Raw genomic sequence first — 24,105 nt, 5'->3', positions numbered from 1 at the left:
CCCGCCCGCTCTCACCCTCGCCGCGGCCTCAATGCGGCGCGAGGCCCGACCGGCTGGCCAGCTCCTTGAGGGTCCGGTTGGCGACGTCAGGTGTGCCGGGCAGGTGCCGCTCGCGCTCGAAGCGGGCGATCGCCGCCCGGGTGGCCGGGCCTGCCACCCCGTCGACGGCGAGAGGGCCGTAGCCGAGCTTCACCAGCGCCTTCTGGGCGAACATCACCTGGGGATCGCCCTTGCGCTCACCCGCCGCATCGCGGGGAGCATCGACCTTCTTCACCGAGACCGGGGGCTTGGGACCCGGTGCCACGGCCGGTTCGGGCCGTGTGGGCGGCACCTCCGCACGCGGGCGCGGCGGGGGGAGGGAGGCCAGGGATTTCTGGCTGGGGGAGGCCGGGCGCGGCGTCGCCTCACGGGGCGTGACGGCCTCGCGGGGCGGAGCGCCCTCCCGGGGCGCCACCGAGGCGGTGGCCTGCGCGTCGCCGCGGATCAGCTCGCCGATGCCGTCGCGGGGCGGCGACGCCCTCGCCGCCTTGACCGGACGGGCTTCGGGGGCTGCGGGCTTGGCGAAGAGGGGGGCGGGGTGGCGGCCGTTCTGGAAGCTCAGCGCGTTGACCGCCACCGCCGCCGTGGCGGCGAGAACGAGGACGCCGCCGACGATGGCGGCCGGGTGGCGCAGCACCGCGTCGAGGCCCTCGCGCAGGCGCGCGACGGTGGGCGGCGGGGCCGGCCGGGGCACGGGGCCGCGCCGGACCGGCGCCCGTCCGCTCCGGGCGCGCGGCACCGGCCGCGCCTCGGGCGTGAGCGTCAGGTCCGTCTCACGGGGCCGGGCGGGCGCCTCGGGCATCGGGTCTCCTGCGTGTCGGGCTGGACCTGAGGTCGGCAGAAATGCCTCGTGCGATGGTGCTTAGCTGGCGCGCAGCAGCGGCACGGCGGCGGCCTCCGGAAGCGGTGCCGTGCGGATCGCCACCGGCTGGCCCGCCCGCGGACCGCCCCGGCAATCGAGGGGCAGGGCGACCACCACCCGGGTGCCGCGGGCGACCGAACTCTCCAGCATCATCTCGCCGTCGTGCAGACCGACGAGGCCGCGCACCACCGAGAGGCCGAGCCCGGTGCCCTCGTGCATCCGCGCATAGGCCGCCGGGTCGCCCGCCTGGAAGAAGGGGTCGCCGAGCCGCGGCAGGTCCGCTTCGGCGATGCCGATGCCGGTATCGGTCACGGAGAACTCGACGCGGTCGAAGGCCTCCCGCACCGAGACCGTGATGCGCCCGCCGCGCGGGGTGAACTTCACGGCGTTCGACAGGAGGTTGATCAGCATCTGGCGGCAGGCGCGCGGATCCGCCGTCAGTTCCGGCAGATCCCGGGGCACGTCGCGCAGGAGTTCGACCCCGCCCTGATCGGCCCGCAGCTGCATCAGGTCGCAGCAACCGTTCACCAGGGCGCGCAGGTCGAAGGGCTCCGGGGCGAAATCGAAGCTGCCGCTCTGGATCTTGGTCAGATCGAGGAGGGCGTTCACCACCTCCAGGAGGTGACGGCCGGAATTCTGGATGATGGTCGCGTATTCGCGCTGCCGCTCCGGCGGCAGGGTGATGTCGGTCCCCGCCGAGAGCATCTCCGAGAAGCCGATGATCGCGTTGAGCGGCGTACGCAGCTCGTGGCTCACCACCGCGAGGAAGCGGCTCTTCACCGCGTCGGCGCGCTCGGCCTCCGCGCGGGCCCGGTCGAGCTCGGCGGCGTGGCGGTAGTGCTCGGACACGTCGCGGGTCACAGCCACCACGGCGGCTTGACCGGGGGCCGATGCGGCGTCCGCGCCGAGGGGCACCCGGTGGGCGCGCATCTCGGCCCAGATCACCCGGCTCGGCTCGCTCGAGGCGGGCACGTCGGCGTGCAGCCGGAACTGCACCGTCACCGGCCCGTCGAGGAGCGCCGCATCGCTGATGGCCTTCAGGAAGGCGGGCCGGTCCGAGACGTGGACGCGGGCCAGCATGCCGCGGCCGAGGAGCGTCTGCGGCGCCGCCCCGGCGAGGCGGACCGCGCCGCGGCTCGCCTGAAGGACGCTGCCGTTGCGGTCGTGCCAGGTCACCAGATCGTCGACGACGTCGAGGAGCAGGGCGTTGCGGGCGGAGGCCGCGCGCAGGCGGTCGCTCCAGCTGCCCTCGCGCCGCCGGTACTCGATCGCGAGCGAGAGCACGTGGCAGATCGCCAGGATCGCGAAGATCGGCATCGCGAGCGCCGGGGGCCAGCCGAGCAGGGGCTCGCTCGCCGGTCCCATCAGGGCGATCGCGACCGCCCCGGCCGCCGAGAACCCGGCCGCCAGGATGGCGGCCCGGTGCGTCCCGGCCATCAGCGCCTCGATCGGAACCATCACGAGCCACATGCAGGCGGGCGAGGCCGAGCCGCCCGAGAGATGGGCGAGGCAGACCACCAGGCCCGCATGGGCCGCGGAGGAGAGGATGTGCGCCGTCGTGAGACGCCCCGTCCGCGCGAGGGCGATGGCGGCCACCACCGGCAGCAGCAGGCAGACCACCAGGGCCGTCTCGATCAGCGACGGCACCCCGCGCCACAGCAGGTAGGGCGGCAGCATCGCCATGGTGACGGCGCCCGTGGCGAGGCGCGAGATCAGGAACCGCTCGTGCCGGCCCCGCTCCCCGGATTCCTCCGAGACCGAGTCGTGCACGAGGCCCGCGAGGCGGGCGTCGATCAGGGTCGCCAAGGCTTCGTTGATACGCACACCGCCACGCCGGCGCTGGCGACCCTAGGGGTCTCCCGCGCTCCCTCGACTCGAACGCCCCGACCCTCGCAGAGCCGGCTTAAGCGATCGTTAGACGGCCCGGCCGCGGCGGGTGCGGCGGCGCACGCGGCTCCGCCCGGGCGCGTCAGCCGGTCATGGCGCGCGCGCCGTAACCCGCGCGCTGGAGCGCCTGCGCCACGTCGAGCGCCTGCGTGTCCGTGGTGACCGCGACGCGGCCGTGCTCCAGGTCGACGCTGACCGCCGCCTCCGGGTCGAGACGCTGGATCGCCCGGGTGACCGCGTTGACGCAGCCCGCGCAGGTCATGCCCTCGACCTGCATCAGCAACTCCACCCGTTCTCCCTCGGCGGGACGCTGTCCCTGATGCGCCATCGTCGGGTCTCCTCGGCCTCGATCCGCGGCGGATGCCGCCCGCGCGATGTCGGCTTCGACCGGGCGCACGGCAAGAGGGGAGGGAGCGGGCGAGAAGCGTGGGCGAGAAGCGTGGGACAGTGGCCTCCCGGCGTCTTGCGGGCGCGCCGGGCCTCGGCGACAACGTCGGTGGAGGCGTCCGGCCCCGCACCGCACCGTGAAGGAGACACACCGCCATGGCCCCGACGAGCGGCCATCGTGCCGAAGGGCCATCCGCGGGATTGATCTCTCTCTGCCTCGCCTCCCTGCTGGGCGGCGGTCTGTGCCTCACCGTCGCCTTCCTGTCCGCGCCCGCCCTCGGCGTGGTGGCGGGGCTCGGGCTCGTCTGGGCCATCGGCGCGAGCGTGGCTGCGGGTTTCGGCTGGCGGCGCGCCCGCCGCGCCGCCGCGCAGGCGGACAAGCTCTCGGGCGAGGTCGATCTCCTGTCCCGGCGGCTCCTCGCCCTGGAGCAGCGCCCCGGGGGGGCCGCCCCGCCACCGGACGGGGGCCAGACCGACCGTCTCGGCGATGCGGTGGCCGAGGTGACGGCGGAGATCGGCCTTCTCGGCGGCATCGTGCGGGAACTCGCCGTCACGGTCGCGGCGCAGGACGGGGAGATCGGCCGGCTGAAGGACCTCGCCACCGCGCCGCCCCCCGTCGCCGCCGCCCCGCCCCCGGCCCCCGTGCCGCCCCCGGCCCCCGCGCCACTGCCCGAGCCGAAGGTGCTGCCGCGCTCGACGCCCGTGCGCCCCTTCGTGCCCGAGGCGGCGCTGCCCCGCCCCGCTCCCGCATCGGATGCCGCCCTGCGGCAGCGCCAGGACGAGATCCTGGCGACGCTCACCAGCGGCGGGCTCGAAGTCCATCTCCAGCCCATCGTCAGCCTGCCCCAGCGCAAGGTGGCCTTCTACGAGGCGCTGGCGCGGCTGAGCGTCGGCGGCGCGCGCCTCACGCCCGCGGAATTCATGCCGACGCTGGAGCGGCACGGCCGCACCACCGAACTCGACCGGCTGATGCTGGCCCGGGTCACGGCGATCTGCCGCCAGCTCGCCGCGCGAGGGAGTGCGGCGGCGGTGATCTACGCCCTCACGCCGAGTTCCCTGTTCGAGCCGGGCTTCCTGCGGGCGCTCGGCCGCCTCGTCGAGGTACATGCGGAACTCGCCGGCCGGCTGATCCTCGGCCTGCCGCAACGCAGCCTGCGCAGCCTCGATGCCGAGCAGGTCGCGGCCCTCGCGGCCCTGCGCGAGCGCATCCTGTTCGCCCTGGACCGCGCGGTGGACCTGCGCTTCGACGGGCCGGCTTTGGCCGCGCAAGGGGTCGCCTACGTGAAGGTGCCGGCCGACCTGCTGCTCGGCCGCACTGCTCCCGGCGGGGATCTCGCGCCGGAGGATCTCGCCTCGGTGCTGGGGCGGGTGGGCCTGCGCCTCGTCGCCGAGGGCGTCGAGCGCGAGAGCGACGTTCCCGACCTCATCGACCTCGACCTGCCATTCGCGCAGGGCAACGTGTTCTCGCCCCCGCGGATCGTCCGACCCGAGGTGCTCACGCCGCCCGAGCCGCCCCCCGAGCCGGAGCCGCCCGCCCCCGAGGACCCGCCGGTGCGGCGCTCGTTCCGCGACTTCCTGCGGCGCGCGGTGTGACGGGGAGATCCCGGACCGGGGCAAGTGTCGGACCTGGGCAAGTGTCGGACGACTGGTCCGGGGTGCTTCGAGGGGCCAGCCTTGCGCCGGCCCCTTCTGCATGAGGCTCGTGGCCGATTCCACGGCCGTTCCGAAAACCGCTCCGGTGTTGGAGGTGCCCGGGCCGCGAGGCGGCGGCTGGATCAGGCCGCGGCCGCCCGCTCCTGCGGAGCATCCTCCGCCATCCGGAAGGCGATCAGGGTCATGTCGTCGCGTCTCGCCTGCTCGCCCCGATAGGCCGCGAGATCCGCCTCCAGGGCCGCGATCTGCTCGGGCAGCGGCCGGCCGGCCCGGGGGACGAGGCGGTCGGCGACGCCGCGATGGCCGAGCAGCCGGGCCGGAGCACCGGGGGCGGGGGAGCCCATCTGGTCGGTGATTCCGTCCGTCATCAGGTAGAAGGTCGCCCCGGGCGTCACCGCCATCACCGCGTCGCGCTCCGGCAACGCCTCCCGCCCGGTGTGGGGATAGCCGAGGCCGCGCCGCCCGCCGCGCTCCCGGGTCGCGACCCCGTCGCGGATGCACGTCAGCGACAGGCCCGCCCCCGCGAAGCGCAGGGTGCGCTCCGCCGGATCCCAGATGCAGATGCCGCAATCGAGGCCGTCGTCGGATTCCGCGCCGCGGCCGTCCTGGCGCAGCTGGGTGCGGACGATCGCGTCGAGACCGGCCAGCAGGGCGGCGGGCGAGCGCAGGCCGCGCTCGTGCAGCAGCCGGTCGAGGGCCGTGGCCACGATCAGGGTCAGGAAGGCGCCGGGCACGCCGTGGCCGGTGCAATCCGCCGCCACGATCACGCTGAGGCCGTCGATCTCCTCCAGCCAGAAATAGTCGCCGCCGACGAGGTGCAGGGGCTCCCACAGCACCGCCACGTCGAGCCCGGAGCCCGCGAGCGCCGCCCTGTCGGGCAGGACCGAGGTCTGGATGCGGCGCGCATAGGCGATGCTCTCGATCACCTGCCGGTTGGCCTGGGCCAGCTCCGCATGGGCCCGCTCCAGCTGCTGCAGGAGCTGGCGAGCCTCGTCGCCCGAGCGCAGGCCCTCGACCATGCGGTTGAAGGCCGAGGAGATCGCGTCGATCTCGTTGCTCGGCCGGTAGGCGCCGCCCAGATCGACCGCGGTCCAGCGCTTGTGCTCGACCTCGCGCATGGCGGCGAGCAGCCGGTTGAGCGGGCCGAGCACGTGCCGGCGCACGTTGGCGTGCAGGGTCAGCACGAAGGCGAGCATCAGCACGAGGCTGGTGCCGAGCGCCAGCAGGGCCTGCTTCTCGGCATTGACCCGGAGGTCCTCCGCCGAAAGGGCGATCGTGAGCGTGCCGGACGGGCGGCCCTCGCCGGGGCCGGCGAGGTCGGCGCTCGCCTGGATGAGGTCGAAGGAGCGCTTGCGCGGCATCTCGCCCGCGCTGGCGACGAGGTGCCCCTCCGCGTCGCGCAGGGCCGCGTAGCGGAAGGCCGGATCGAGGGAGAGCGCCTGGAGGGGGGCGCTCGCGGAGTCCGGTGCCCGGATCCCGTCGGCGCGAGCGAGGGCGGCGGCGGTGACGCCGGCGAGCAGGTTCGCCCGCTCGCCGTAGAGCCGCAACTGGTCAGTGTAGTTCACGCAGGCTATGCCGGCCTGGGTGAGCAGCACCACCACCGCGATCACCGGATAGATGCGCAGGAACAGGGTGTGGGCGAGGCTGTCGAGGTCACGGCCACGGGCGGCGCCGCGCAGGGCGCCCGGCCGCATGATGCCCGCGACGGCTCCCTCCTCGACCTCGTGGAAGCCGAGCTGCGTCAGCGCCTCGCCGCGGCGGAGGGGTCCGGCGCCGCGCAGCGCGCCGCTGCGGCGGGCCGGGGCCCCGGCCTCGCTCATGGCTTGGCAGTTCGTGGCCTGGCCGCTCATGGCCTGGTCGCTCATGGCCTGGCCTCGACCGGGACGGCCTCGGCGCAGACGCAGTTCCGGCCCGCGGCCTTGGCGGCGTAGAGGGCGGCGTCGGCCCGCCGCAGCATGTCCGGCAGGCCGTCCTCCGCCCGCAGCACGGCGAGCCCGATGCTCACGGTGACCGAGAGCGGGCCCTGGCTCGTGGCGATCGGAGCGGCGGCGACCGCGAGGCGCAGACGGTCGGCCAGCGCCATCCCGGCCGGCCCGTCCGTGTCGGCGAGCAGGACGGCGAATTCCTCCCCGCCCATGCGGCCGATGGCATCGAGCGAGCGCAGGTGCCCCCGGCAGACGCCCACGAAGGCGATGAGGGCCGCGTCGCCCGCCCCGTGGCCGAACCCGTCGTTGATCATCTTGAAGCGGTCGAGGTCCAGCATCAGCAGGCAGGCCGGATTGTGGCTGCGCTGGCTGCGGGCGGTCTCGCGCTCGGCGATCTCCAGGAAGCGGCGGCGGGCGAGGGCTCCGGTGAGATGGTCGGTATCGGCGAGGCGGCGCAGCTCCGCCTCGAGCCGGATCCGCTGCTCGATCTCGCTCGACAGGGCCTCGTTGAGCGCCTGGAGCTCGCGCTGCTGCTCGGCGAGGCGGAGATTGGCGCGCTGCAGGTCGCCCTGCATGCGGTCGCTCAGGCGGACGAGGCGGCGCTGCTCGCGGTAGCCCCGGCGATAGGCGCCGGCGAGGTCGCGCACGCCGTCCGCGACCTCGGCGAGGCCCGCGAGCATCACCTCGGTGCGGCCGAGGACCGCCTCCTCGGTGTCGAACAGGCTGAACGCGTCGCCCGTGGCGTCGCGCGGCACCTCGGCCACCACGGGCTTGCGCACGCTCATCCCTGGGCCTCCTCGGCGAGTTCGAATCGGGCATGCTCGAAATCGGCGGCGAAATCCTCGCCCGCCTCGGCGATGGTGTCGTCGCCCGGCGCGTAGAGCCAGCGGATCGTGATCGGGCGGCCCTCCGCCGCCGCATCCTCCAGCGGCATGAACAGGTTCATCAGCGCCTTGGCGCTCGACGAGTTGAAGTAGGCGAGGGCGAGCTCGAAGGTCAGGGGCGCTGCGCCGCCCCCGGCCAGGTGGCCGCGCAGGGCCTGGAGCAGCGGGCCGAAGAACGCGGCCGCGTCCTCCGGATAGGACTCGCCGCGCATGACCAAGCGGCCGGCCGGAAAGTCGAAATCGATCTGAGGCGAGCGCTCGGTCGCCGGGATCTGGATGCGATCCATCGAGATAACCTCGTCTCTCAGATGTACGCCTTGAGGCAGAACAGGCTGAGATCGTCGTTGATGTTCTGGAAGCCGTACTCGACCGGCGCGCTCGACCGCCGGGCGATCTCGATGAGACCGATGCTGCCGCCGAGGCTGCCCTCGTCCGGCGGCTGGCGCAGCTTCTCGCGGTAGAACCGCTTCAGCTCCTCCGCCGAGAGGCCGGCAAGATGGTCGAGGCGCGCGCGCAGGGCGGGCACGTCGCGGCTCTGCACCTCGTTGGCGCAGACCACGAAGAAGCGCCCCGCCTCCGCGCCGACCGCGATCATGCCGGCGCTCACGCGCGGGGTAGGCGGCACGCCCCCGGCCACCTTCTGGGCCGAGTAGCGGATGATGTTCTGAGCCTGCTCCACGAAGACCGAGAACACGCGCTTGGCGATCGAGGCCTCGGTCTCCTGCTGCTGCATGCGCAGCTTCAGCACCTCGCCGAGGGAGAACATCACGTTCTCCGACAGGTCCCCGCCGAAGGACAGGATGATGCCGTTGCGTTTCGACGCCTCGTGAAAGGCCATGAAGTCGTTTGCGAGCAAGGCCGTCTCCTCGCCGGGCGGTGCCGACGGGATCTCCCGATGGCGAAGCCCGCCGCCCAGGTCAGCCATAGCAGCGCGGTCTCAACGGAATCTTACTTGGCTCGGCGACGGCAAACCATAAAAATACGCTATACTGGGTTCGAGGCAATCAAGCTAATCGCTGAATTTCTCGGCAACATGCCCATTTGAGAAACAGATTTCGTGATCGCTCACGGGGCGGCCCGTGAGGCGCGGGGCGCGCCGTGGCGCCCCGCGCGAGCGGTCGCGCTCACGGCGTCAGCGGGCAGCCGCTGTCCTTGGCGGAGAGGAACGCCTTGTCGCCCGGGATGGTGGCGAGGAGCTTGTAGTAGTCCCAGGGGGCCTTCGACTCGTCGGGCGTCTTCACCTGGAACAGGTACATGTCGTGGACCATGCGGCCGTTGGCCTGCACCTTGCCGCCGCGGCCGAAGAAGTCGTCGACGGGCAGCTCGCGCATCGTCCTCACGACGGCCTCGGTCTCGTCGGTGCCGGCGGCCTGGACCGCCTTGAGGTAGTGCGCCACCGACGAGTAGGTGCCGGCCTGGATCATGCTCGGCATCCGGCCGAAGCGGGCCATGTAGCGCTTGGCGAAGGCGCGGCTCTGGTCGTCGAGGTCCCAGTAATAGCCTTCCGTCAGCACGATGCCCTGGGCGGCCTTGAGCCCGATGCCGTGCACCTCCGCCAGGGTGAAGAGCAGGGCGGCGAGGCGCTGGCCGCCCTGGACGATGCCGAACTCCGCCGCCTGCTTGATCGAGTTCGAGGTGTCGAGCCCCGCATTGGCGAGGCCGACGATCTTGGCGCCCGAACCCTGCGCCTGGAGCAGGAAGGAGGAGAAGTCCTGCGCGCTCAGGGGGTGGCGCACGCTCCCCACCACCTTGCCGCCCTTGGCCTGCACGTACTTGGTCGTGTCCGCCTGGAGCGCGGTGCCAAAGGCGTAGTCGGCGGTGAGGAAGAACCACGTGTCGCCGCCGGTCTCGACCAGCGAGCCGCCGGTGCCGACCGCGAGCGCGTGCGTGTCGTAGGCCCAGTGGAAGCCGTAGGGCGTGCATTGCTTGCCGGTGAGGTCCGTGGTGGCGGCCCCGTCCACGATGGTGATCTTCTTCTTCTCCCGGGAGAGGCCCTGCACGGCGAGCGCCACCGAGGAGGTCGTCAGCTCCATGATCGCGTCGACCTTGTCGGTGTCGTACCACTGGCGCGCGATGTTGGAGGCGATGTCCGGCTTGTTCTGGTGGTCGGCATCCACGATCTGGACCGGCACGCCCAGCACCTTGCCGCCGAAATCCTCGACCGCCATCCGGGCCGCCTCGACCGAGCCGCGCCCGCCGAAATCGGCGTAGACGCCCGACTGGTCGTTGAGGATGCCGATCCTGACGACGCCGTCCGAGGCGCCAGGGGGGACGCACCTTGGGCGGGACCACCTTGGGCATAGGACGCGGCCGGTGCCAGCAGGGCGGCGGCGAGCGCGGTCGAACGGGTCAGCGCCCGGATGCGTGTCCTCATGGGGGGTTCCTCTCCCGATGGCGGCACGCGCCGGCCGCCTTGTTGATTGCTCCGCACTAAAGGGGTGGTTCCGTGGGGAATCAAGCGGCCGGCCGCGCTTGTCCGCTCAGCCTTTCGCAGCAGGCGCGGGTATGCCCGAGAGGGCCGGTCCCTTTCTGGTGCGCGGATGCCTATATGGCTCTATAACGCGCGGCATCACGCTCGCGTCTGACGTTTCGATCGATTGCAGGTCCACGATGCTCGGTGCCATCGCCAAGAAGATTTTCGGGTCGTCCAACGACCGTCGGGTGAAGGGCTACCGGCCCCGGGTCGCGGCCATCAACGCCCTCGAACCCGAGATGGAGGCCCTGAGCGATGAGGCCCTGCGCGCCCGCACCGACGCGCTCAAGGCTGAGCTGGCCGCCGGCAAGTCCCTCGACGACATCCTGGTGCCGGCCTTCGCCACCGTGCGCGAGGCGGCCAAGCGCGTGCTCGGCCAGCGCCACTTCGACGTGCAGCTCATCGGCGGCATGGTGCTGCACGAGGGCGGCATCGCCGAGATGCGCACGGGCGAGGGCAAGACCCTCGTGGCCACGCTCGCCACCTACCTCAACGCGCTCGCCGGCAACGGCGTCCACGTGGTGACGGTGAACGACTACCTCGCCCGGCGCGACGCCGAGTGGATGGGGCAGGTCTACGGCTTCCTCGGCCTCTCGACCGGCATCATCGTGCACGGGCTCGACGATGCCGAGCGCAAGGCGGCCTATGCCTGCGACATCACGTACGGCACCAACAACGAGTACGGCTTCGACTACCTGCGCGACAACATGAAGTACGAGCTGGGCCAGATGGTCCAGCGCGGCCACGCCTTCGCCATCGTGGACGAGGTCGATTCGATCCTCGTCGACGAGGCCCGCACGCCCCTCATCATCTCGGGCCCGATCGACGACCGCTCCGACCTCTACGTGGCGATCGACGCGCTGATGCCGCACCTCGCGCGCGAGGATTACGACCTCGACGAGAAGCAGCGCACGGTCTCGCTCACCGAGAACGGCAACGAGCACATCGAGGAGCTGCTGCGCGAGGCGGGCGTGCTCAAGGAGGGCGACCTCTACGACGCGCACAACATCACGCTGGTGCACCACGTGAACCAAGCCCTGCGCGCCCACACCCTGTTCACGCGGGACAAGGACTACATCGTCCGCAACGACGAGGTGGTGATCATCGACGAGTTCACCGGCCGCATGATGCCCGGCCGGCGCTACTCGGAGGGGCTGCACCAGGCGCTGGAAGCCAAGGAGCGGGTCACGATCCAGCCCGAGAACCAGACGCTCGCCTCCATCACCTTCCAGAACTACTTCCGCCTCTACAAGAAGCTCGCCGGCATGACCGGCACGGCCTCGACCGAGGCCGACGAGTTCCAGGAGATCTACAGCCTCGACGTGGTCGAGATCCCGACCAACAAGCCGGTCGAGCGCGTGGACGAGGACGACGAGGTCTACCGGACGGTCGAGGAGAAATACGCCGCGATCATCGCGGAGATCGACAAGGCCCACGGCCGCCACCAGCCGGTGCTGGTCGGCACCGGCTCGATCGAGCGCTCGGAGCACATCGCCGCGCTCCTCGTGCAGCACGGCTACAAGCCCCTCGATTACAGCAACGCCTCGGCGATGAACGAGGTCTACGCCGCCGCCCGCGAGGGCCGGGTGACCAGGAAGTTCGCGGTGCTGAACGCCCGCTTCCACGAGCAGGAAGCCTACATCGTGGCGCAGGCCGGCGTGCCGGGGGCGATCACCATCGCCACCAACATGGCCGGCCGCGGCACCGACATCAAACTCGGCGGCAACGTCGAGATGCGCGTGGCGCAGGAACTCGCCGAGGTGCCGGACGGCCCCGAGCGCGAGGCCCGCATCGCCGAGATCAAGCGCGAGATCGAGGAGAACCGGGCCAAGGTGCTGGCCTCCGGCGAGCCGGCGGATCCGGCGGCCGGCCGCAAGTCCGACCTGCCCGGCGGCCTCTACATCATCGGCACCGAGCGCAACGAGAGCCGGCGCATCGACAACCAGCTGCGCGGCCGCTCCGGCCGCCAGGGCGATCCCGGCCGCTCGAAGTTCTACCTGTCGCTTCAGGACGACCTGATGCGGATCTTCGGCTCCGACCGCATGGACGGCATGCTCCAGAAGCTCGGCCTGGAGCAGGGCGAGGCGATCATCCATCCCTGGATCAACAAGGCCATCGCCAAGGCGCAGCAGAAGGTCGAAGCCCGCAACTTCGACATGCGCAAGAACGTGCTCAAGTACGACAACGTCATGAACGACCAGCGCAAGGTCGTGTTCGAGCAGCGCCGGGAGTTCATGGCCCAGGAGAGCGTGCGCGAGACCGTCGACGAGATGCGCCACGGGGTGGTGGACGACGTGGTGGCGCAGGCCATCCCGGAGAACGCCTATCCGGAGCAATGGGACATCGCGGGCCTGCGCGAGGTGATCGCGACCCAGCTCAACCTCGACCTGCCGGTGGAGGATTGGGCGAAGGAGGAGGGCATCGCCGACGAGGAGATCCGCGAGCGCCTGCGCAAGGCGGCCGACGAGGCCTACGCCGAGCGCGTCTCCCGCAACGGGCCCGAGCTGATGGCCTATGTGGAGAAGCAGGTGCTTCTCCAGAGCCTCGATCATCTCTGGCGCGAGCACTTGGTCACCCTCGACCACCTGCGGCAGGTGATCGGCTGGCGCGGCATCGCCCAGCGCGACCCGCTCAACGAGTACAAGTCGGAGGCCTTCGAGCTCTTCAACGGCCTGATCGGCTCGCTGCGCGAGCAGGTGACGGGCCAGCTCATGCGCATCGAGATCATGATGCAGGAGCCGGAAGCGCCGAGCCTGCCGCCGATGTTCGCTCAGCACCTCGATCCGGCCACGGGCGAGAACGAGTTCGCGCTGCCCCAGGGCAGCGGCAGCTTCGGGGCTGCGGGCGGCGCCTACGACTACGCGGCGCAGGAACTCGCGGCGGACGGGGCGGTGCTGGAGCGCGATCCCACGGACACCTCCACCTGGGGCCGCGTCGGCCGCAACGAGCCCTGCCCCTGCGGCTCGGGCAAGAAGTACAAGCACTGCCACGGGCGCTACGCCGCCGAGGCGTGAGCCGGCCGGTTCCGGATGAGAGGAGCCCGGTGGCGCAAGCCGCCGGGCTTCTTCTTTTCGGCCTCTGCCGGGACGACAATGGTCCGTTCGTCCTCTCCCTCCTTCCCGCACGATTGACGCGTCAGCGGAAGGAGAAGGGTGAATAGGCGCAACCAAGCCCTCAACACTCGATTTCGAGCGACGGCGATTGCGGGCTGCCAGGGCCGGTTCGCCAACCGGACCCGGAGCGCGCCCCGCCCTGATGCAGCGGCACCACACCCTCCCGTCCCGTGCGGAACCCCGTCCGCGTGTCCCGGAATTTGCCGCAAACCACCGCCACGGTCCGGCCCATCGTCACGGCCCCGCATCCCGCAGGACGCGGCGATCCGCGCGCCCGCGCGGCCCCTCGACCCTTGGCGTTTCCTTAAGCAATCGCCGCCACCCTGCGCAGACATCCTCGGGAGATCCAGCGTGCGCGCTCTGTCCTCTTTCGGCCTCTCGCGTCTCGGCGCGTGCGCGGCGCTCGCCGCAACCCTGGCTGCGGCAGCGCCGCAAGCCGCTTCGGCGCGCGACGGCGTGAATGCCGCGATCATCGGTGGTGCGGCGGCCGGCGTGCTCGGCGGTGTCGCGGCCGGTGCGATCCTCAACGGTGCCCAGGCGGCTCCGCCCCCGCCGGCCTACGTTCCCCCGCCGCCGCGCCGGGTCTATGTCGAGGAGCCGACCGAGACCGTGATCGTCCGCCGCCGCGGCCCGGTCTGCCATTTCGAGCGCCGCAAGGTCTGGCTCGACGACGAATCCTTCACCTACCGCCGCGTCGAGGTCTGCGAGTAACCGCGACCTCTCCGGGATGGATGATCGGGGCACCGCACAGCGGTGCCCTTTTTCTGTGCGCGGTCAGTCCCGTAGCAGCGCCGCCGGATCCTTCACGAGAAGCCAGTCCTCCACCACGATGGCGTCGAGGCCGGTGGTGTAGAACATCAGGATCGCATCCTCCGCCGTGTGGAGGATCGGCTTGCCCATCACGTTGAAGCTCGTGTTGAGCAGGATCGGCACGCCCGTGCGTGCCGCGAAGGCCTCGATCAGCGCCGCATAGGCCGGGTTGCGCTCCCGCGTCACGCTCTGGAGACGTCCGGTCCCGTCCTCGTGCACCACTGCCGGGACGCGCCCGCGCACCGCCTCGCGCCAGACGAGGGTGCGCTCCATGTAGGGGCTGTCCTGGTAATCCTCGAACCACCCGGGGCCCGCCTGCGCCAGGATCGAGGGCGCGAAGGGCCGGAACGCCTCCCGGTACTTCACCTTGGCGTTGAGGACCGCCTTGGCGTCGGCCGGGCGCGGATCGGCCAGGATCGAGCGGTTGCCGAGGGCGCGGGGGCCGAACTCCGCCCGGCCCTGCACCCAGCCGACGAGGCCCCCGGCCGCCAGGATCTCCGCCGCGGCCTGCGTCACGCCGTCATGGCCCAGTCGCCGCAGGCGCGGCTCCGCGCCCACCATGCGCTCCAGCGGCTCCGTCGAGACCGTGGAGCCGAGATAGGGGGTGACCGCCGTGCCCGTCGCGGGGCCGCGCCAGTCGGGACGATCCTCCGCGAAGGCGAGCCACGCCGCGCCGACCGCGTTGCCGTCATCCGCCGGGGCCGAGGGCACGTGCAGCGCGCGAAAGCCGCTGCGGCCGAGGAGCCGGCCATTGTAGGAGGAGTTGAGGGCGCAGCCGCCGGTCACCACCAGATTCTCGCCCGGCGCGAGGGCCTCCGCCTGCGCCACCAGGGCGTCCATCATCTCGGCGAAGGCGTCCTGCCCGCAGCGGGCGAGATCCGCCCAGCCGAGATCGAGGGCGTCGGCCGGGCGCCGCGCCAGGATCTCGGCCACGACCGCCTGCACGGTCGCCGCATCGGCGAAGCGCAGCCGGTCGCCCTCGATCCGGTAGAGCCGGCGCAGCAGCGCCATCAGCGCCGGATCGGGCCGCCCGTAGGGGGCGAGCCCCATGATCTTCCACTCCTCGCCCTTGGTCTGGTCGAAGCCGGCGAGGTCGGTGACGAGGCCGAAGAAGAAGCCGAGCGATTCGCGGCCCCGGTGGCGCTTCACCTCGGCGATGCGCCCCTCCGCCATCCGGTAGATCGCCGAGGCCCCGGTCTCGCCCATGCCGTCGACGACGAGGCAGGTCGCGTCCCGGAACGGGCTGCCCCACAGGCCGAAGGCGGCGTGGGTGAGGTGGTGGGGAAAGCGCCGCAGGCCCGCGATGCGGCTCGCGCCCCCATGCGCGCGGTCGAGGCCCAAGAGCGTGCCGTAGCCCGCCCGCGCCTGCGCCACCCCGAGTTCCGCGATGAAGGTGCGCTCGGCCCGCTCCGGCACCAGGGAGCGGTTGAGCCCGGGCGGATGGGCCGCCAGCGCCTCCAGGCCGAAGGCGCCCGCGGCCGCGGATTGCGCCAGGAAGCCGCTGAAGTCCGGCCCCCAGCTCGTCGCCACCACGAGCTCGGCGCCCGCCGGAAGGTAGTGGGCGAGCAGGGACGCCATCCGCGGCGCCGAATCCGGCTCGCAGTTCGGAGCCCGCTTGTATTGCAGGAAACGCTCGGTGGCCTCGGCGAACAGGATCTCGCCGTCCGGACCGATCAGCGCGAGCGCCGGGTCGTGGAAGGTGGTGGCGAGGCCGAGATAATAGCGCATCGGGGGCTGCCGCATGGAGGAAGGGGAGGGCGATAACAGGCGCGCGGCCCGCTGTCAGGCCGTGGCATCGCTGCATCGCCCTCGCGCAACCCGTGTGCCGGAACCCCGGACAGTTGCGGATTGGGCCACGGCAACCGAGCCGATATGTTAGCTCCATCAGGCGGGTATGGCCGGGAGCGGCCGTTCCGCCCGGCGGATGTCCCGGCCGTGGACGGCGCCCCGGGCGGGTGCGGGAGGGGAAGGTCTTTCGGTGCGCGACATCCTGACCGCCCTGGCGGGCCTCGTCATCCTCGTCCTGGCGGCCGCCCTCGTCGTGCCCCCCTTCGTCAACTGGGAGGGGCAGCGGGCGGCGGTCGATGCGGCGCTCGCCCGCTCGCTCGGCGTCCCGGTGCGCAGCGACGGCCGCCTGGAGATCCGGCTGCTGCCCTCGCCGCGCCTGCGCGTCGATCATTTCGTGCTCGGGGGCGGCGGGCGCCCGGCCCTCGATGCCCGCTTCGTCAAGGCCGAGATCGCCCTGACGCCGCTCCTCTCCGGGGAGATCCGGTTCACCGAGACGAGGATCGGCCGCGCCGAGGTGACGGTGCCGGTGACCGAGGGCGGCGCGCCGGTCGTGCCGCCGGAACTCAGCACCGCGCTCGGCGGGCGCGACCTCGCGGTCGAGGATCTGCAGGTCGCGCAGCTCCTCTTCACCACCCTGGTGCCGGCGACCGGGCGCACCGACCAGTTCTACGCCGAATCCGTGCGCCTCGCCGCGCCGCGCCTCGCGGGGCCGTGGCGGATCGAGGGGCAGGCGGGCCCGCTGCCGTTCCGCCTCGCCACCGGTGCCCCCTCGGCGGACGGCGTGGTGCCGGTGAAGGTGACGGCGGGCGGCGACACGGCGCCGCGCATCGAGATCGACGCGCGCCTCGGTCTCGCGGGCGATCCCTCGCGCGGCCTGGTGCCGGAGGCGACCGGCACCGCCCGGCTGGTGGTCGGCCCGCCCGCCCAGGCGGCGGGGCCGATGCTGCCCTTCTCCCTCCAGGGCGCCTTCAAGGCCCGCGGGCGGGTCGCGACCTTCGACGGCCTCGCCCTGGAGATCGACGGCGGCGGGGCGCCCTTGCGCCTCACCGGCCGCGGCACCCTCGACCTGCCGGGCCTGAAGGCGGCGCTCAGCCTCGACGCGCGCCGGCTCGATCTCGACGCCTTCCTGGCCGGACCCTCGGGGCAGGCGCTCCTCGCCCGCGGCTTCTCGGCCTTCGGCCCGCCGCTGCCGGGAACGGTCGCCATCGATCTCGCGGTGGAGAGCGCGACGATCGGGCTCGGGGAATGGACCGGTCTCTCGGCGGCGGCGATCCTGCGGCCCTCCGGCGCCCTGGCGCTGCGCCGGCTCGCCGCGACCGCCCCGGGGGGCGTGCAGCTCGCCCTCGACGGCGATCTCGCCGGGCCGGGCAGCTTCGCGGGGCGGCTCGCGGTCAAGGCCGCGGCCTCCGACCGCCTCGCCCGGCTCCTCGACCGGTTCGGCTTCGGCAGCCCGCTGCTGCGGCTCCTCGACGGGCGCGCCTTCGAGGCGGCGGCCGACGTCACCGCCGCCCTGCCGGTCCTCTCCCTGCGCAACGCCCGGGTGACCCTGGGCGAGGCGCGCCTCACCGGCAGCGCCCGCTACAGCCCGGCCACCGGCGATGCGGGCCGCCCGCGCCTCGACGCGCAGCTCGTGGCGGACGGGCTCGACCTCGCCGAGCTGCCGCCGCTGCGCGGCCTGTTCGAGACCTTGCGCGACCACGATCTCGGCCTGACCCTCCAGGCGCGCGACCTGCGCTACGGGGCGGGCGGCCCGCGCACGGGCGAGATCGCCGCGAGCCTGCAATCCGAGGGCCCGGCCCTGCGGGTCGACAGCCTGGAGGTGAAGGGGCTCGCGGGGGCGCAGGCGAGCCTGTCGGGCCGCATCGCCGCGGACGGCTCCGGCCGCATCGCCGGCCGGGTCACGGCCCCGAAGGCGGCGCCGCTGGTCGACCTCCTGGAGCGCACCCTGGTGGCGGAGGCGAGCGCCGTGCCGCGCTTCCTGCGCGACGGCTCCCTCGTCCTCGACGTGACCCTGGAGCGCGACCCGGGCGCCGTGGAGACCGGGCGCCTGCGCAGCCATGCACGCGGCGAGGCGGCGGGCGGGCGGCTCGGCCTCTCCCTGGTGACCCTGGGCGGCCGCCTCGACAGCCTGGATGCCCGCCTCGACCGCATCCCGTCCGGGCTCTGGCTGGGGCGGCCGCAGGATCCGGCCCTGGCGATGCCCGCCGCCCTGAGCCTCGCCGGCCGCCGGGCGGATGCCGGCGCCCCTCTCGCCATGACCCTGATGGGCGACCTCGCGGGCGCCCGGATCACCACCGCGCGCCCGCTCCTGCTCGACGATGCCGCCGCGCTGCCGCGGGAGGGCGAGATCGGGATCGACAGCCCGGATCTGCGCCCGCTCGCGGGGTTCCTCGGCCGCAGCGCGATCCCGCCCGCTGCGGTCCCGGCCCGGCTGACCCTGGCCCTCGGCCGCGAGGGCGAGCGGCCGCGCGTCGCCCTCGACGGCAGCGTGCTCGGCAGCCCCGTCGCGGCGACGCTGGTGCGGGGAGAGGACGGCGTCGTGTCCGGCAGCGCCCGGCTCGATCAGCTCTCGCTGCCCTGGCTCGCCGCGGCCCTGATGCTCGACGCCCCGGCCGCCTCGGCGGCCACCTGGCCGGCCTCCCGGTTCGGCCCGGCCCCGGCGACGGGCCTGCGCGGCAGCCTCGCCACGACGGTCCGGCGCCTCGATCTCGGGCGCGGACTCGTGGCCGAGGGGGCGCGGTTCGATCTCGGCCTCGGTCCCGAGGGGCTCTCCCTGCGGCAGTTCGACGGGGCGCTGGCGGGCGGGCGGCTCGCCGGGAGCGCCACCCTGGCGCGCCAGGGCGGGCAGGCCACCCTCTCGGGCGAGGTTCTGCTCACCGATCTGGCGATTCCGGCGCTGACCGGGGGCGAAGCGGTGCGCGGCCGGCTCTCGGGCCGCCTGCGGGTCGGCGCGGCCGGCGACAGCACGGCGGCGCTCGTCGGCAACCTCGCCGGCAGCGGCGAGATCCGCCTCGCCGATCTCGCCTTGCGCGAGATCGACCCGGCGGGAGTCGAGCGCGCTCTCGGCCGGCTCCTCGCCGAGGAGGATCCGCTGCGCACGGGCCGGGTCGAGCAGGTCGTGTCGGAGGAATTCGGGCGCGGGATGCTGCGGATCCCCGGGCCGCTCGCGGTCCCCGCGGCCGTGGTCGGCGGCGTGCTGCGCACGAGCACCCTCGCGCTCGATCTCGGGCCCTCGTCGTGGAGCGGGCTGATCCAGGTCGATCTGCGGGCGCTGCGCCTCGATGCCCGCGGCATCCTCACCGCCGGGCGGACCCCGCGCGGCTGGACCGCCCCTGCGCCGACGCTCGCCCTCGCCCTGGTCGGTCCCGTCGCGAATCCCGTCCGCGAGACCGACGTGACTCCGCTGACGACCGCGCTCGCCGCGGTGGTGCTCCAGCGCGAACTCGACAAGATCGAGCTGATCGAGGCCGACCGCAACGAGCTGTCCCGGCGCCGCAGCCGCCTGGAGATGGACCGCTTCCGGGCCGGGGCCGAGGCCGAATGGGCCCGGCGTCAGGCCGAGGAGAAGGTCAGGGCCGAGGCGGCCGCCCGTGCCGAGGCCGCCCGGGCCGCGGAGGAGGCGCGCCGACGCACCGAGGAGGAGACGGCCCGGCGCCGCGCCGAGGAGGCGTTGCGCAAGGCGGAGGAGGATGCGGCCAGGGCGCGCGAGACGCATCCGGCCCAGACCAGCCAGCCGGCCGATTGATGCGGTTTCCAGAAGTGACCTTCCGGAAACCGTATCACGAGCCCGCGCGGCGCCTGAGCGAGGCCGGTTTCCGCATCGCGAAGCGATCATCCGGAAACCGTATGAGTTCCGCCTCCAGGGCAACCCCGCCCGCTCCTCTGGCTGAGGCGCCGGGCGGTCGATGATCGCGCGGCCTCGAAGCACCCCTGAGCGGCGATCCCCGGCACCGGAGCGTTGGAGGATTGTTCCGGGGTGATTCGAGGCTTGCCGTCGCAAGCACCTCGGCACGAGGGGCGTTGCGGCTTCCATCGGGCGGACGGCCTGTGAAACGCCGAGGGCCGCACCCGTCGCCGGATGCGGCCCTCGATCCCGATCCCTCAGGGCGCCCCCAGCCCTATTCCAGGCTCAGCGCCACGAAGCGGACCTCGCCCTGGGCGTTCGAGACCAGGAGCAAAGCCGACTTGCGGCCCTCCTTCTTGATCTGGTCGATGCGCCGGGTGACGTCGGTGGGCGTGCTCACCGGCTCCTGGCCCACCTCGACGATCACGTCGCCGGCCTGGATGCGCTTGTCGGCGGCATTGGAGTTCGGATCGACCCGGGTGACCACCACCCCTTTCAGGCCGTCCTTCATGTTGAAGCGGCGGCGCAGCTCGTCGGTCAGCCCCGACAGGTTGAGGCCGAGCGCCTGACGGGTGACGTCGGCCTCCGGCTGCTGCGGCCGGTTGAGGGCCGCCGGCTGGGCCTTGTCGTTGTCCTCCAGGCGGCCGAGGGTCACCTGGCGGGTCTGCTCCTGGCCCTTGCGGACGGTGATCACGTCCACCGTCCGGCCCACCGGCGTCGAGGCGACGATGCGCGGCAGGTCGCTCGACGATTTCACGTCGACCCCGTTGAACTTGGTGATGACGTCGCCGACCTCGAAGCCCGCGGCCTTGGCCGGGCCCTTGTCGTCCACGCCCGCGATCAGCGCGCCGCGCGCGCCGCCCTTGAGGCCGAGGGCCTCCGCGGTGGTGTCGTCCACGTTCTGGATGCGCACCCCGAGCCAGCCGCGCCGGGTCTCGCCGAATTGGCGCAGCTGCTCCACGACGGGCGCCGCCGTCGCGGTCGGAACCGCGAAGCCGATGCCGACCGAGCCGCCGGTGGGCGACAGGATCGCCGTGTTGATGCCGATCACCTCGCCGTCCATGTTGAACAGCGGACCGCCCGAATTGCCCTTGTTGATGGCCGCGTCGGTCTGGATGTAGTTGTCGTAGGGTCCGGATTCGATGTTGCGGCCCCGCGCCGAGACGATGCCGGCCGAGACCGAGCCGCCGAGGCCGAACGGGTTGCCGATCGCGATCACCCAATCGCCCGGCCGCATCTTCTCCGAATCGCCGAACGGCACCGCCTTGAGCGGCCGGTCGGCCTCCGGCTTCACCTTCAGCACGGCGATGTCGGTCTTGGAATCCTTGCCGACGATCTCCGCCTTCAGCTTGCGGCCGTCATGCAGGATGACCTGGATGTCGTTGGCGTCGCCGATCACGTGGTTGTTCGTGACCACGATCCCGGACGCGTCGATGATGAAGCCGGAACCGAGGGAGTTCGAGCGGCGCGGCGTGCGCGGCTGGTCGCCCCGCCGGTTGAAGAAGTCCTCGAACAGATCCTCGAAGGGCGTGCCCGGCGGCAGCTGGGGCAGGGTGCGCCCGCGGGTCTCCACCGTGGTCGAGGCGGAGATGTTCACCACCGCGTCGGTGACCTTCTCGGCGAGGTCGGCGAGGGATTCCGGACCCTTGGCATGCGCGATGGCCGGCAGGGCGGTGGTCCCGACCGAGAGCGCGAGGAGCGCGCCCGCGAGGGCCGGCAGCCGCCGTTTCGCGAACGCTGGGGAACGGCGCGCGGGCGCGGACTCGGCAGCAGGCATCAGGAACCTCGTTCGGATCGGAGCATCTCCGCCAGATCGGCCGATCCCGCGAACGCGCGAACGCAGCCGCCTGGCGGCCCCTTAGATCGTGGTCCCGGCCGCCGGATCAAGAGCGACGTCGCTCAAGGGAGGAACAGGCGGATCAGCCCGACCACGATCACGCCCGCGAAGGCCGAGACGACGCCGACGAGGCGCATGCGCTCCGTCGGCGTGTGGGCGGCCTCCAGCATCGCCCGCCGCATGGCGCGCGGAAAGGCCGCGCAGAGCAGCCCCTCGATGGCGAGCGCCAGCCCGAGCGCGGCGACGAGGTCGCGCACGGGATCAGGCCCGCCCAGTCTTCGGACGGGGCACGGCGCCGCGTCCTATTGTCCGCTCGCCGGGGCGCCGGGCGCCGCGGCGGCGGCGCGGGGCCGCCCCTGCGGGTCGTTGAAGTAGCGGAAGAAGTCCGAGCCGGGGCCGATCACCAGCCGCGTCTCGGTCCCCGTCAGCCCCTTCTCGTAGGCCTGCATCGACCGGTAGAAGGCGAAGAAGTCCGGATCCTGGCCGAACGCCTCGGCGAGGATGCGGTTGCGCTGGGCGTCGCCCTCGCCGCGCAGCTGGTCGGCCTTCTGGTTCGCCTCGGCGACCAGCACTGTCACGTCGCGGTCGGCCCGCGCCTTGATGGTGGCGGCGTCGCGCTCGCCGTTCGCCCGCAGGTCGGCCGCCTCGCGCTGGCGCTCCGTCTGCATCCGGCCGTAGACCGCTTGGCTGTTGGCCGCGGGCAGGTCGACGCGGGTCAGGCGCAGGTCGATGATCTCGATGCCGAGGTTCTTCGCCTGCCGGTTCACGTCCTCCTGGATGCGGTTCATCAGCCCCTCGCGCTGGGTGCGCACGATGGCGTCCCGCGAGGCGCTGGCGAGCACGTTGCGCATCGCCGCGTTGGTGAAGCTCGACAGACGCTGGTTGGCGACCGGGATGTTGTTCACCGCCTGATAGAAGCGCAGCGGGTCGCTGATCTTGTAGCGGGCGAAGGCGTCCACCTCGAGGTTCTGCCGGTCCGCCGAGAGCACGGTCTGCACCGGCAGGTCGAGGTCGAGGAGCCGCTTCTCGAACAGCACCACCGTCTCGAAGAACGGGATCTTGAAGTAGAGGCCCGGACGGTCGGTCCCGGCCTGGTTGAGGACGGTCCGCACCCGGCCGAACTGCAGGACGAGCGCCTGCTGCGTCTGGCTGACCGTGAAGGCCGAGGCGTAGAGGAGGAGCGCGGCGACCGCCGCGAGGCCGACGGCGGCCGTGCGAAGCGCGTTGCCGTTCACCGGGCCGCTCCCTGGCTCTGGGCGGGACGGGCCGCGCCGAACTCGTTGAGCGGCAGCACCGGGATCACGCCCGACGCCGTGGTCCCGGCCGCGCCGCCGGTCGCAGGCTGGTCCACGATCACCTTGTTCACGCTGCCCAGCACCTTCTCCATCGTGTCGAGGAACATCCGCTCCCGGCTGACCGCGGGGGCGAGCTTGTAGGATTCGTAGACCTCGCGGAACCGCCCGGCCTGACCGGTCGCCTCGGCGGTGGCCTGGGCCTTGTAGCCCTCGGCCTGCTGGATCATCTGCGCGGCGCGGCCCTCGGCCTGGGGCACCACGCGGCTCGCGTAGGTGCGGGCCTCGTTGCGGGCGCGCTCGGCATCCTGCTGGGCGGCGTTCACGTCGATGAAGGCTTGGCGCACCTCCTGCGGCGGGCTCACGCCCTGGAGCTGCACCACGTTGATCAGCACGCCGGCCCCGTAGGAATCGAGGGCGCGCTGAATGATCTCCTGCACCTCCTGGGCGACGCTGGTCTGCTCGGTGGTCAGGATCGCCTGGATCTTGCGGCGGCCCACCACCTCGCGCATCGCGCTCTCGGAGACGGACTTGATGGTGCCCTCCGGGTTCTGGAGGTTGAACACGAATTCGTCGGCCTTGGCCGGGTTCACGCGCCACTGCACGTCGAAGTCGATGTCGACGATGTTGTCGTCGCCGGTGAGCATCAGGCTCTCCTCCGGCACGTCGCGCATGCGCTGCGGGCCGGCGCCGGAGCGGTAGCCCACCTGGATGCTGTTCACTTGGCCGACATTCGGCTTGACCACCGCGCCGACCGGGTAGGGGAAGTTGTAGCGCAGCCCCTCGCCGACCTGCCCGGTATAGCGCCCGAACACGGTGTTGATGCCGACTTGGTTCGGCGCCACGGTGTAGAAGCCGGTGAGCAGCCAGAGCGCCGCGACGATCAGCACCGCGAGGATCGCGCCTCGGCCGCCGACCGAGCCGCCGCTCGGCATCAGGGTGCGCAGGCGGTCCTGGCCGCGGCGCAGGAGATCCTCCAGATCCGGCGGCTGGTTGCTGCCGCCCCCGCCACCCCACGGCCCGCCGCCGTTGCCGCCGGGCCGGCCCCAGGGACCTCCCCCGTTGCCGCTCCCGCCGCCGCTTCCGCCGCCGCCGCTCTGATTACTCCAAGGCATGCTTGCGCAATTCCTTTCCCGGCCGGCACGCCTCTCGCTGTCGCGACCCGCGCGGCATCTGAGTTGGTTTCGGAAGCCTTCACTGCTGCGATATCGTCTGGGCTTGGCCTGAAAGCAACCTCCCGCGACCCGGCAACCCTCAGGCTTTCCGGTGTAACGCCGAGGGTTCATCGCCGCACCTGCACGCGCGGATGGC

At 72.7% G+C, this 24,105-nt stretch carries 16 protein-coding genes and 1 pseudogene; 4 read left to right on the top strand and 13 right to left on the bottom strand.

The features are described from left to right. Positions 1–28 precede the first annotated feature (28 nt). From ACE101_RS30325 to ACE101_RS30315, 3 genes are all read right to left on the bottom strand, one after another. Positions 29–841 (bottom strand): peptidoglycan-binding domain-containing protein, encoded by an 813-nt coding sequence (locus tag ACE101_RS30325; RefSeq protein ID WP_379137929.1) that lies wholly within the window; start codon positions 839–841, stop codon positions 29–31. A gap of 60 nt (positions 842–901) precedes the next feature. After that, positions 902–2,725: a sensor histidine kinase gene (locus tag ACE101_RS30320; RefSeq protein WP_379137927.1), complete on the bottom strand. Its 1,824-nt coding sequence runs from the start codon at positions 2,723–2,725 to the stop codon at positions 902–904. A 145-nt stretch (positions 2,726–2,870) separates the two neighbouring features. Beyond that, the gene (locus ACE101_RS30315) at positions 2,871–3,116 is read right to left on the bottom strand and encodes a heavy-metal-associated domain-containing protein (RefSeq protein WP_379137924.1); all 246 of its coding nucleotides are present in this window, start codon (positions 3,114–3,116) and stop codon (positions 2,871–2,873) included. Positions 3,117–3,331: 215 nt separating this feature from the next. On the opposite strand from ACE101_RS30315, the gene ACE101_RS30310 reads away from it, so the two are divergent. Continuing rightward, positions 3,332–4,768 carry an EAL domain-containing protein gene (locus tag ACE101_RS30310; protein ID WP_379137921.1) on the top strand — a complete coding sequence of 479 codons (1,437 nt, stop codon included), beginning with the start codon at positions 3,332–3,334 and terminating at the stop codon, positions 4,766–4,768. A gap of 182 nt (positions 4,769–4,950) precedes the next feature. On the opposite strand, the gene ACE101_RS30305 is transcribed toward ACE101_RS30310, so the two are convergent. The 5 genes and pseudogenes from ACE101_RS30305 to ACE101_RS30285 all read right to left on the bottom strand — a co-directional run. Then, a complete protein-coding gene (locus ACE101_RS30305; RefSeq protein ID WP_379137919.1) occupies positions 4,951–6,693 on the bottom strand; it encodes a SpoIIE family protein phosphatase in 1,743 nt (580 codons plus the stop codon). After that, positions 6,690–7,538 (bottom strand): GGDEF domain-containing protein, encoded by an 849-nt coding sequence (locus ACE101_RS30300; protein ID WP_379137916.1) that lies wholly within the window; start codon positions 7,536–7,538, stop codon positions 6,690–6,692. The genes ACE101_RS30305 and ACE101_RS30300 overlap by 4 nt, the downstream gene beginning before the upstream one ends. Further along, positions 7,535–7,924, bottom strand: coding sequence for a DUF1987 domain-containing protein (locus ACE101_RS30295; RefSeq protein ID WP_379137913.1), 390 nt, complete (start codon positions 7,922–7,924; stop codon positions 7,535–7,537). Before ACE101_RS30295 ends, ACE101_RS30300 begins: the two co-directional genes overlap by 4 nt. A 17-nt stretch (positions 7,925–7,941) precedes the next feature. After that, positions 7,942–8,493 (bottom strand): SiaB family protein kinase, encoded by a 552-nt coding sequence (locus ACE101_RS30290; RefSeq protein ID WP_379137910.1) that lies wholly within the window; start codon positions 8,491–8,493, stop codon positions 7,942–7,944. A gap of 268 nt (positions 8,494–8,761) precedes the next feature. After that, positions 8,762–9,895 (bottom strand): annotated as a pseudogene (locus tag ACE101_RS30285) (ABC transporter substrate-binding protein); the annotation flags it as partial. Between the two features lie 352 nt (positions 9,896–10,247). Between ACE101_RS30285 and secA the strand changes: the two are divergent. Both secA and ACE101_RS30275 read left to right on the top strand, forming a co-directional pair. Further along, positions 10,248–13,124, top strand: coding sequence for a preprotein translocase subunit SecA (secA, locus tag ACE101_RS30280; RefSeq protein WP_379137907.1), 2,877 nt, complete (start codon positions 10,248–10,250; stop codon positions 13,122–13,124). Positions 13,125–13,574: 450 nt separating this feature from the next. Next, complete coding sequence (locus ACE101_RS30275) at positions 13,575–13,934, top strand: hypothetical protein (RefSeq protein WP_379137905.1); 360 nt, start codon at positions 13,575–13,577, stop codon at positions 13,932–13,934. 63 nt (positions 13,935–13,997) lie between these two features. Here ACE101_RS30275 and ACE101_RS30270 read toward each other — a convergent pair whose 3' ends face one another. After that, entirely contained in the window at positions 13,998–15,761 is a 1,764-nt protein-coding gene (locus tag ACE101_RS30270) for a carbamoyltransferase family protein (protein ID WP_379137902.1), read from the bottom strand. Positions 15,762–16,011: 250 nt separating this feature from the next. Between ACE101_RS30270 and ACE101_RS30265 the strand changes: the two genes are divergently transcribed. Then, complete coding sequence (locus ACE101_RS30265; RefSeq protein ID WP_379137900.1) at positions 16,012–19,566, top strand: AsmA-like C-terminal region-containing protein; 3,555 nt, start codon at positions 16,012–16,014, stop codon at positions 19,564–19,566. 373 nt (positions 19,567–19,939) lie between these two features. Here ACE101_RS30265 and ACE101_RS30260 read toward each other — a convergent pair whose 3' ends face one another. From ACE101_RS30260 to hflK, 4 genes are all read right to left on the bottom strand, one after another. Beyond that, on the bottom strand, positions 19,940–21,442 hold the full coding sequence (locus ACE101_RS30260) for a DegQ family serine endoprotease (RefSeq protein ID WP_379137897.1): 1,503 nt from the start codon (positions 21,440–21,442) through the stop codon (positions 19,940–19,942). A 122-nt stretch (positions 21,443–21,564) separates the two neighbouring features. Next, positions 21,565–21,759, bottom strand: coding sequence for a DUF2065 domain-containing protein (locus ACE101_RS30255; protein WP_379137894.1), 195 nt, complete (start codon positions 21,757–21,759; stop codon positions 21,565–21,567). Between the two features lie 45 nt (positions 21,760–21,804). Further along, complete coding sequence (gene hflC, locus ACE101_RS30250) at positions 21,805–22,737, bottom strand: protease modulator HflC (protein WP_379137891.1); 933 nt, start codon at positions 22,735–22,737, stop codon at positions 21,805–21,807. After that, on the bottom strand, positions 22,734–23,909 hold the full coding sequence (hflK, locus tag ACE101_RS30245; protein ID WP_379137888.1) for an FtsH protease activity modulator HflK: 1,176 nt from the start codon (positions 23,907–23,909) through the stop codon (positions 22,734–22,736). The genes hflC and hflK overlap by 4 nt, the downstream gene beginning before the upstream one ends. Positions 23,910–24,105 lie beyond the last annotated feature (196 nt).

The sequence above is a fragment of the Methylobacterium carpenticola genome (assembly GCF_042748905.1).
Taxonomy (GTDB): Bacteria; Pseudomonadota; Alphaproteobacteria; order Rhizobiales; family Beijerinckiaceae; genus Methylobacterium; species Methylobacterium carpenticola.
The sequence above is the reverse complement of the archived record's forward strand: the minus strand, read 5'-3'. Positions and strand labels throughout refer to the sequence as shown.

What these genes read in the sequence shown, in the direction of transcription:
- ACE101_RS30325 (WP_379137929.1), bottom strand. Translation starts at nt 841, where the DNA reads ATGCCCGAGGCGCCCGCCCGGCCCCGTGAGACGGACCTGACGCTCACG.
- ACE101_RS30315 (WP_379137924.1), bottom strand. Translation starts at nt 3,116, where the DNA reads ATGGCGCATCAGGGACAGCGTCCCGCCGAGGGAGAACGGGTGGAGTTG.
- ACE101_RS30310 (WP_379137921.1), top strand. Translation starts at nt 3,332, where the DNA reads ATGGCCCCGACGAGCGGCCATCGTGCCGAAGGGCCATCCGCGGGATTG.
- ACE101_RS30305 (WP_379137919.1), bottom strand. Translation starts at nt 6,693, where the DNA reads ATGAGCGACCAGGCCATGAGCGGCCAGGCCACGAACTGCCAAGCCATG.
- ACE101_RS30300 (WP_379137916.1), bottom strand. Translation starts at nt 7,538, where the DNA reads ATGAGCGTGCGCAAGCCCGTGGTGGCCGAGGTGCCGCGCGACGCCACG.
- ACE101_RS30295 (WP_379137913.1), bottom strand. Translation starts at nt 7,924, where the DNA reads ATGGATCGCATCCAGATCCCGGCGACCGAGCGCTCGCCTCAGATCGAT.
- secA (WP_379137907.1), top strand. Translation starts at nt 10,248, where the DNA reads ATGCTCGGTGCCATCGCCAAGAAGATTTTCGGGTCGTCCAACGACCGT.
- ACE101_RS30270 (WP_379137902.1), bottom strand. Translation starts at nt 15,761, where the DNA reads ATGCGCTATTATCTCGGCCTCGCCACCACCTTCCACGACCCGGCGCTC.
- ACE101_RS30260 (WP_379137897.1), bottom strand. Translation starts at nt 21,442, where the DNA reads ATGCCTGCTGCCGAGTCCGCGCCCGCGCGCCGTTCCCCAGCGTTCGCG.
- hflK (WP_379137888.1), bottom strand. Translation starts at nt 23,909, where the DNA reads ATGCCTTGGAGTAATCAGAGCGGCGGCGGCGGAAGCGGCGGCGGGAGC.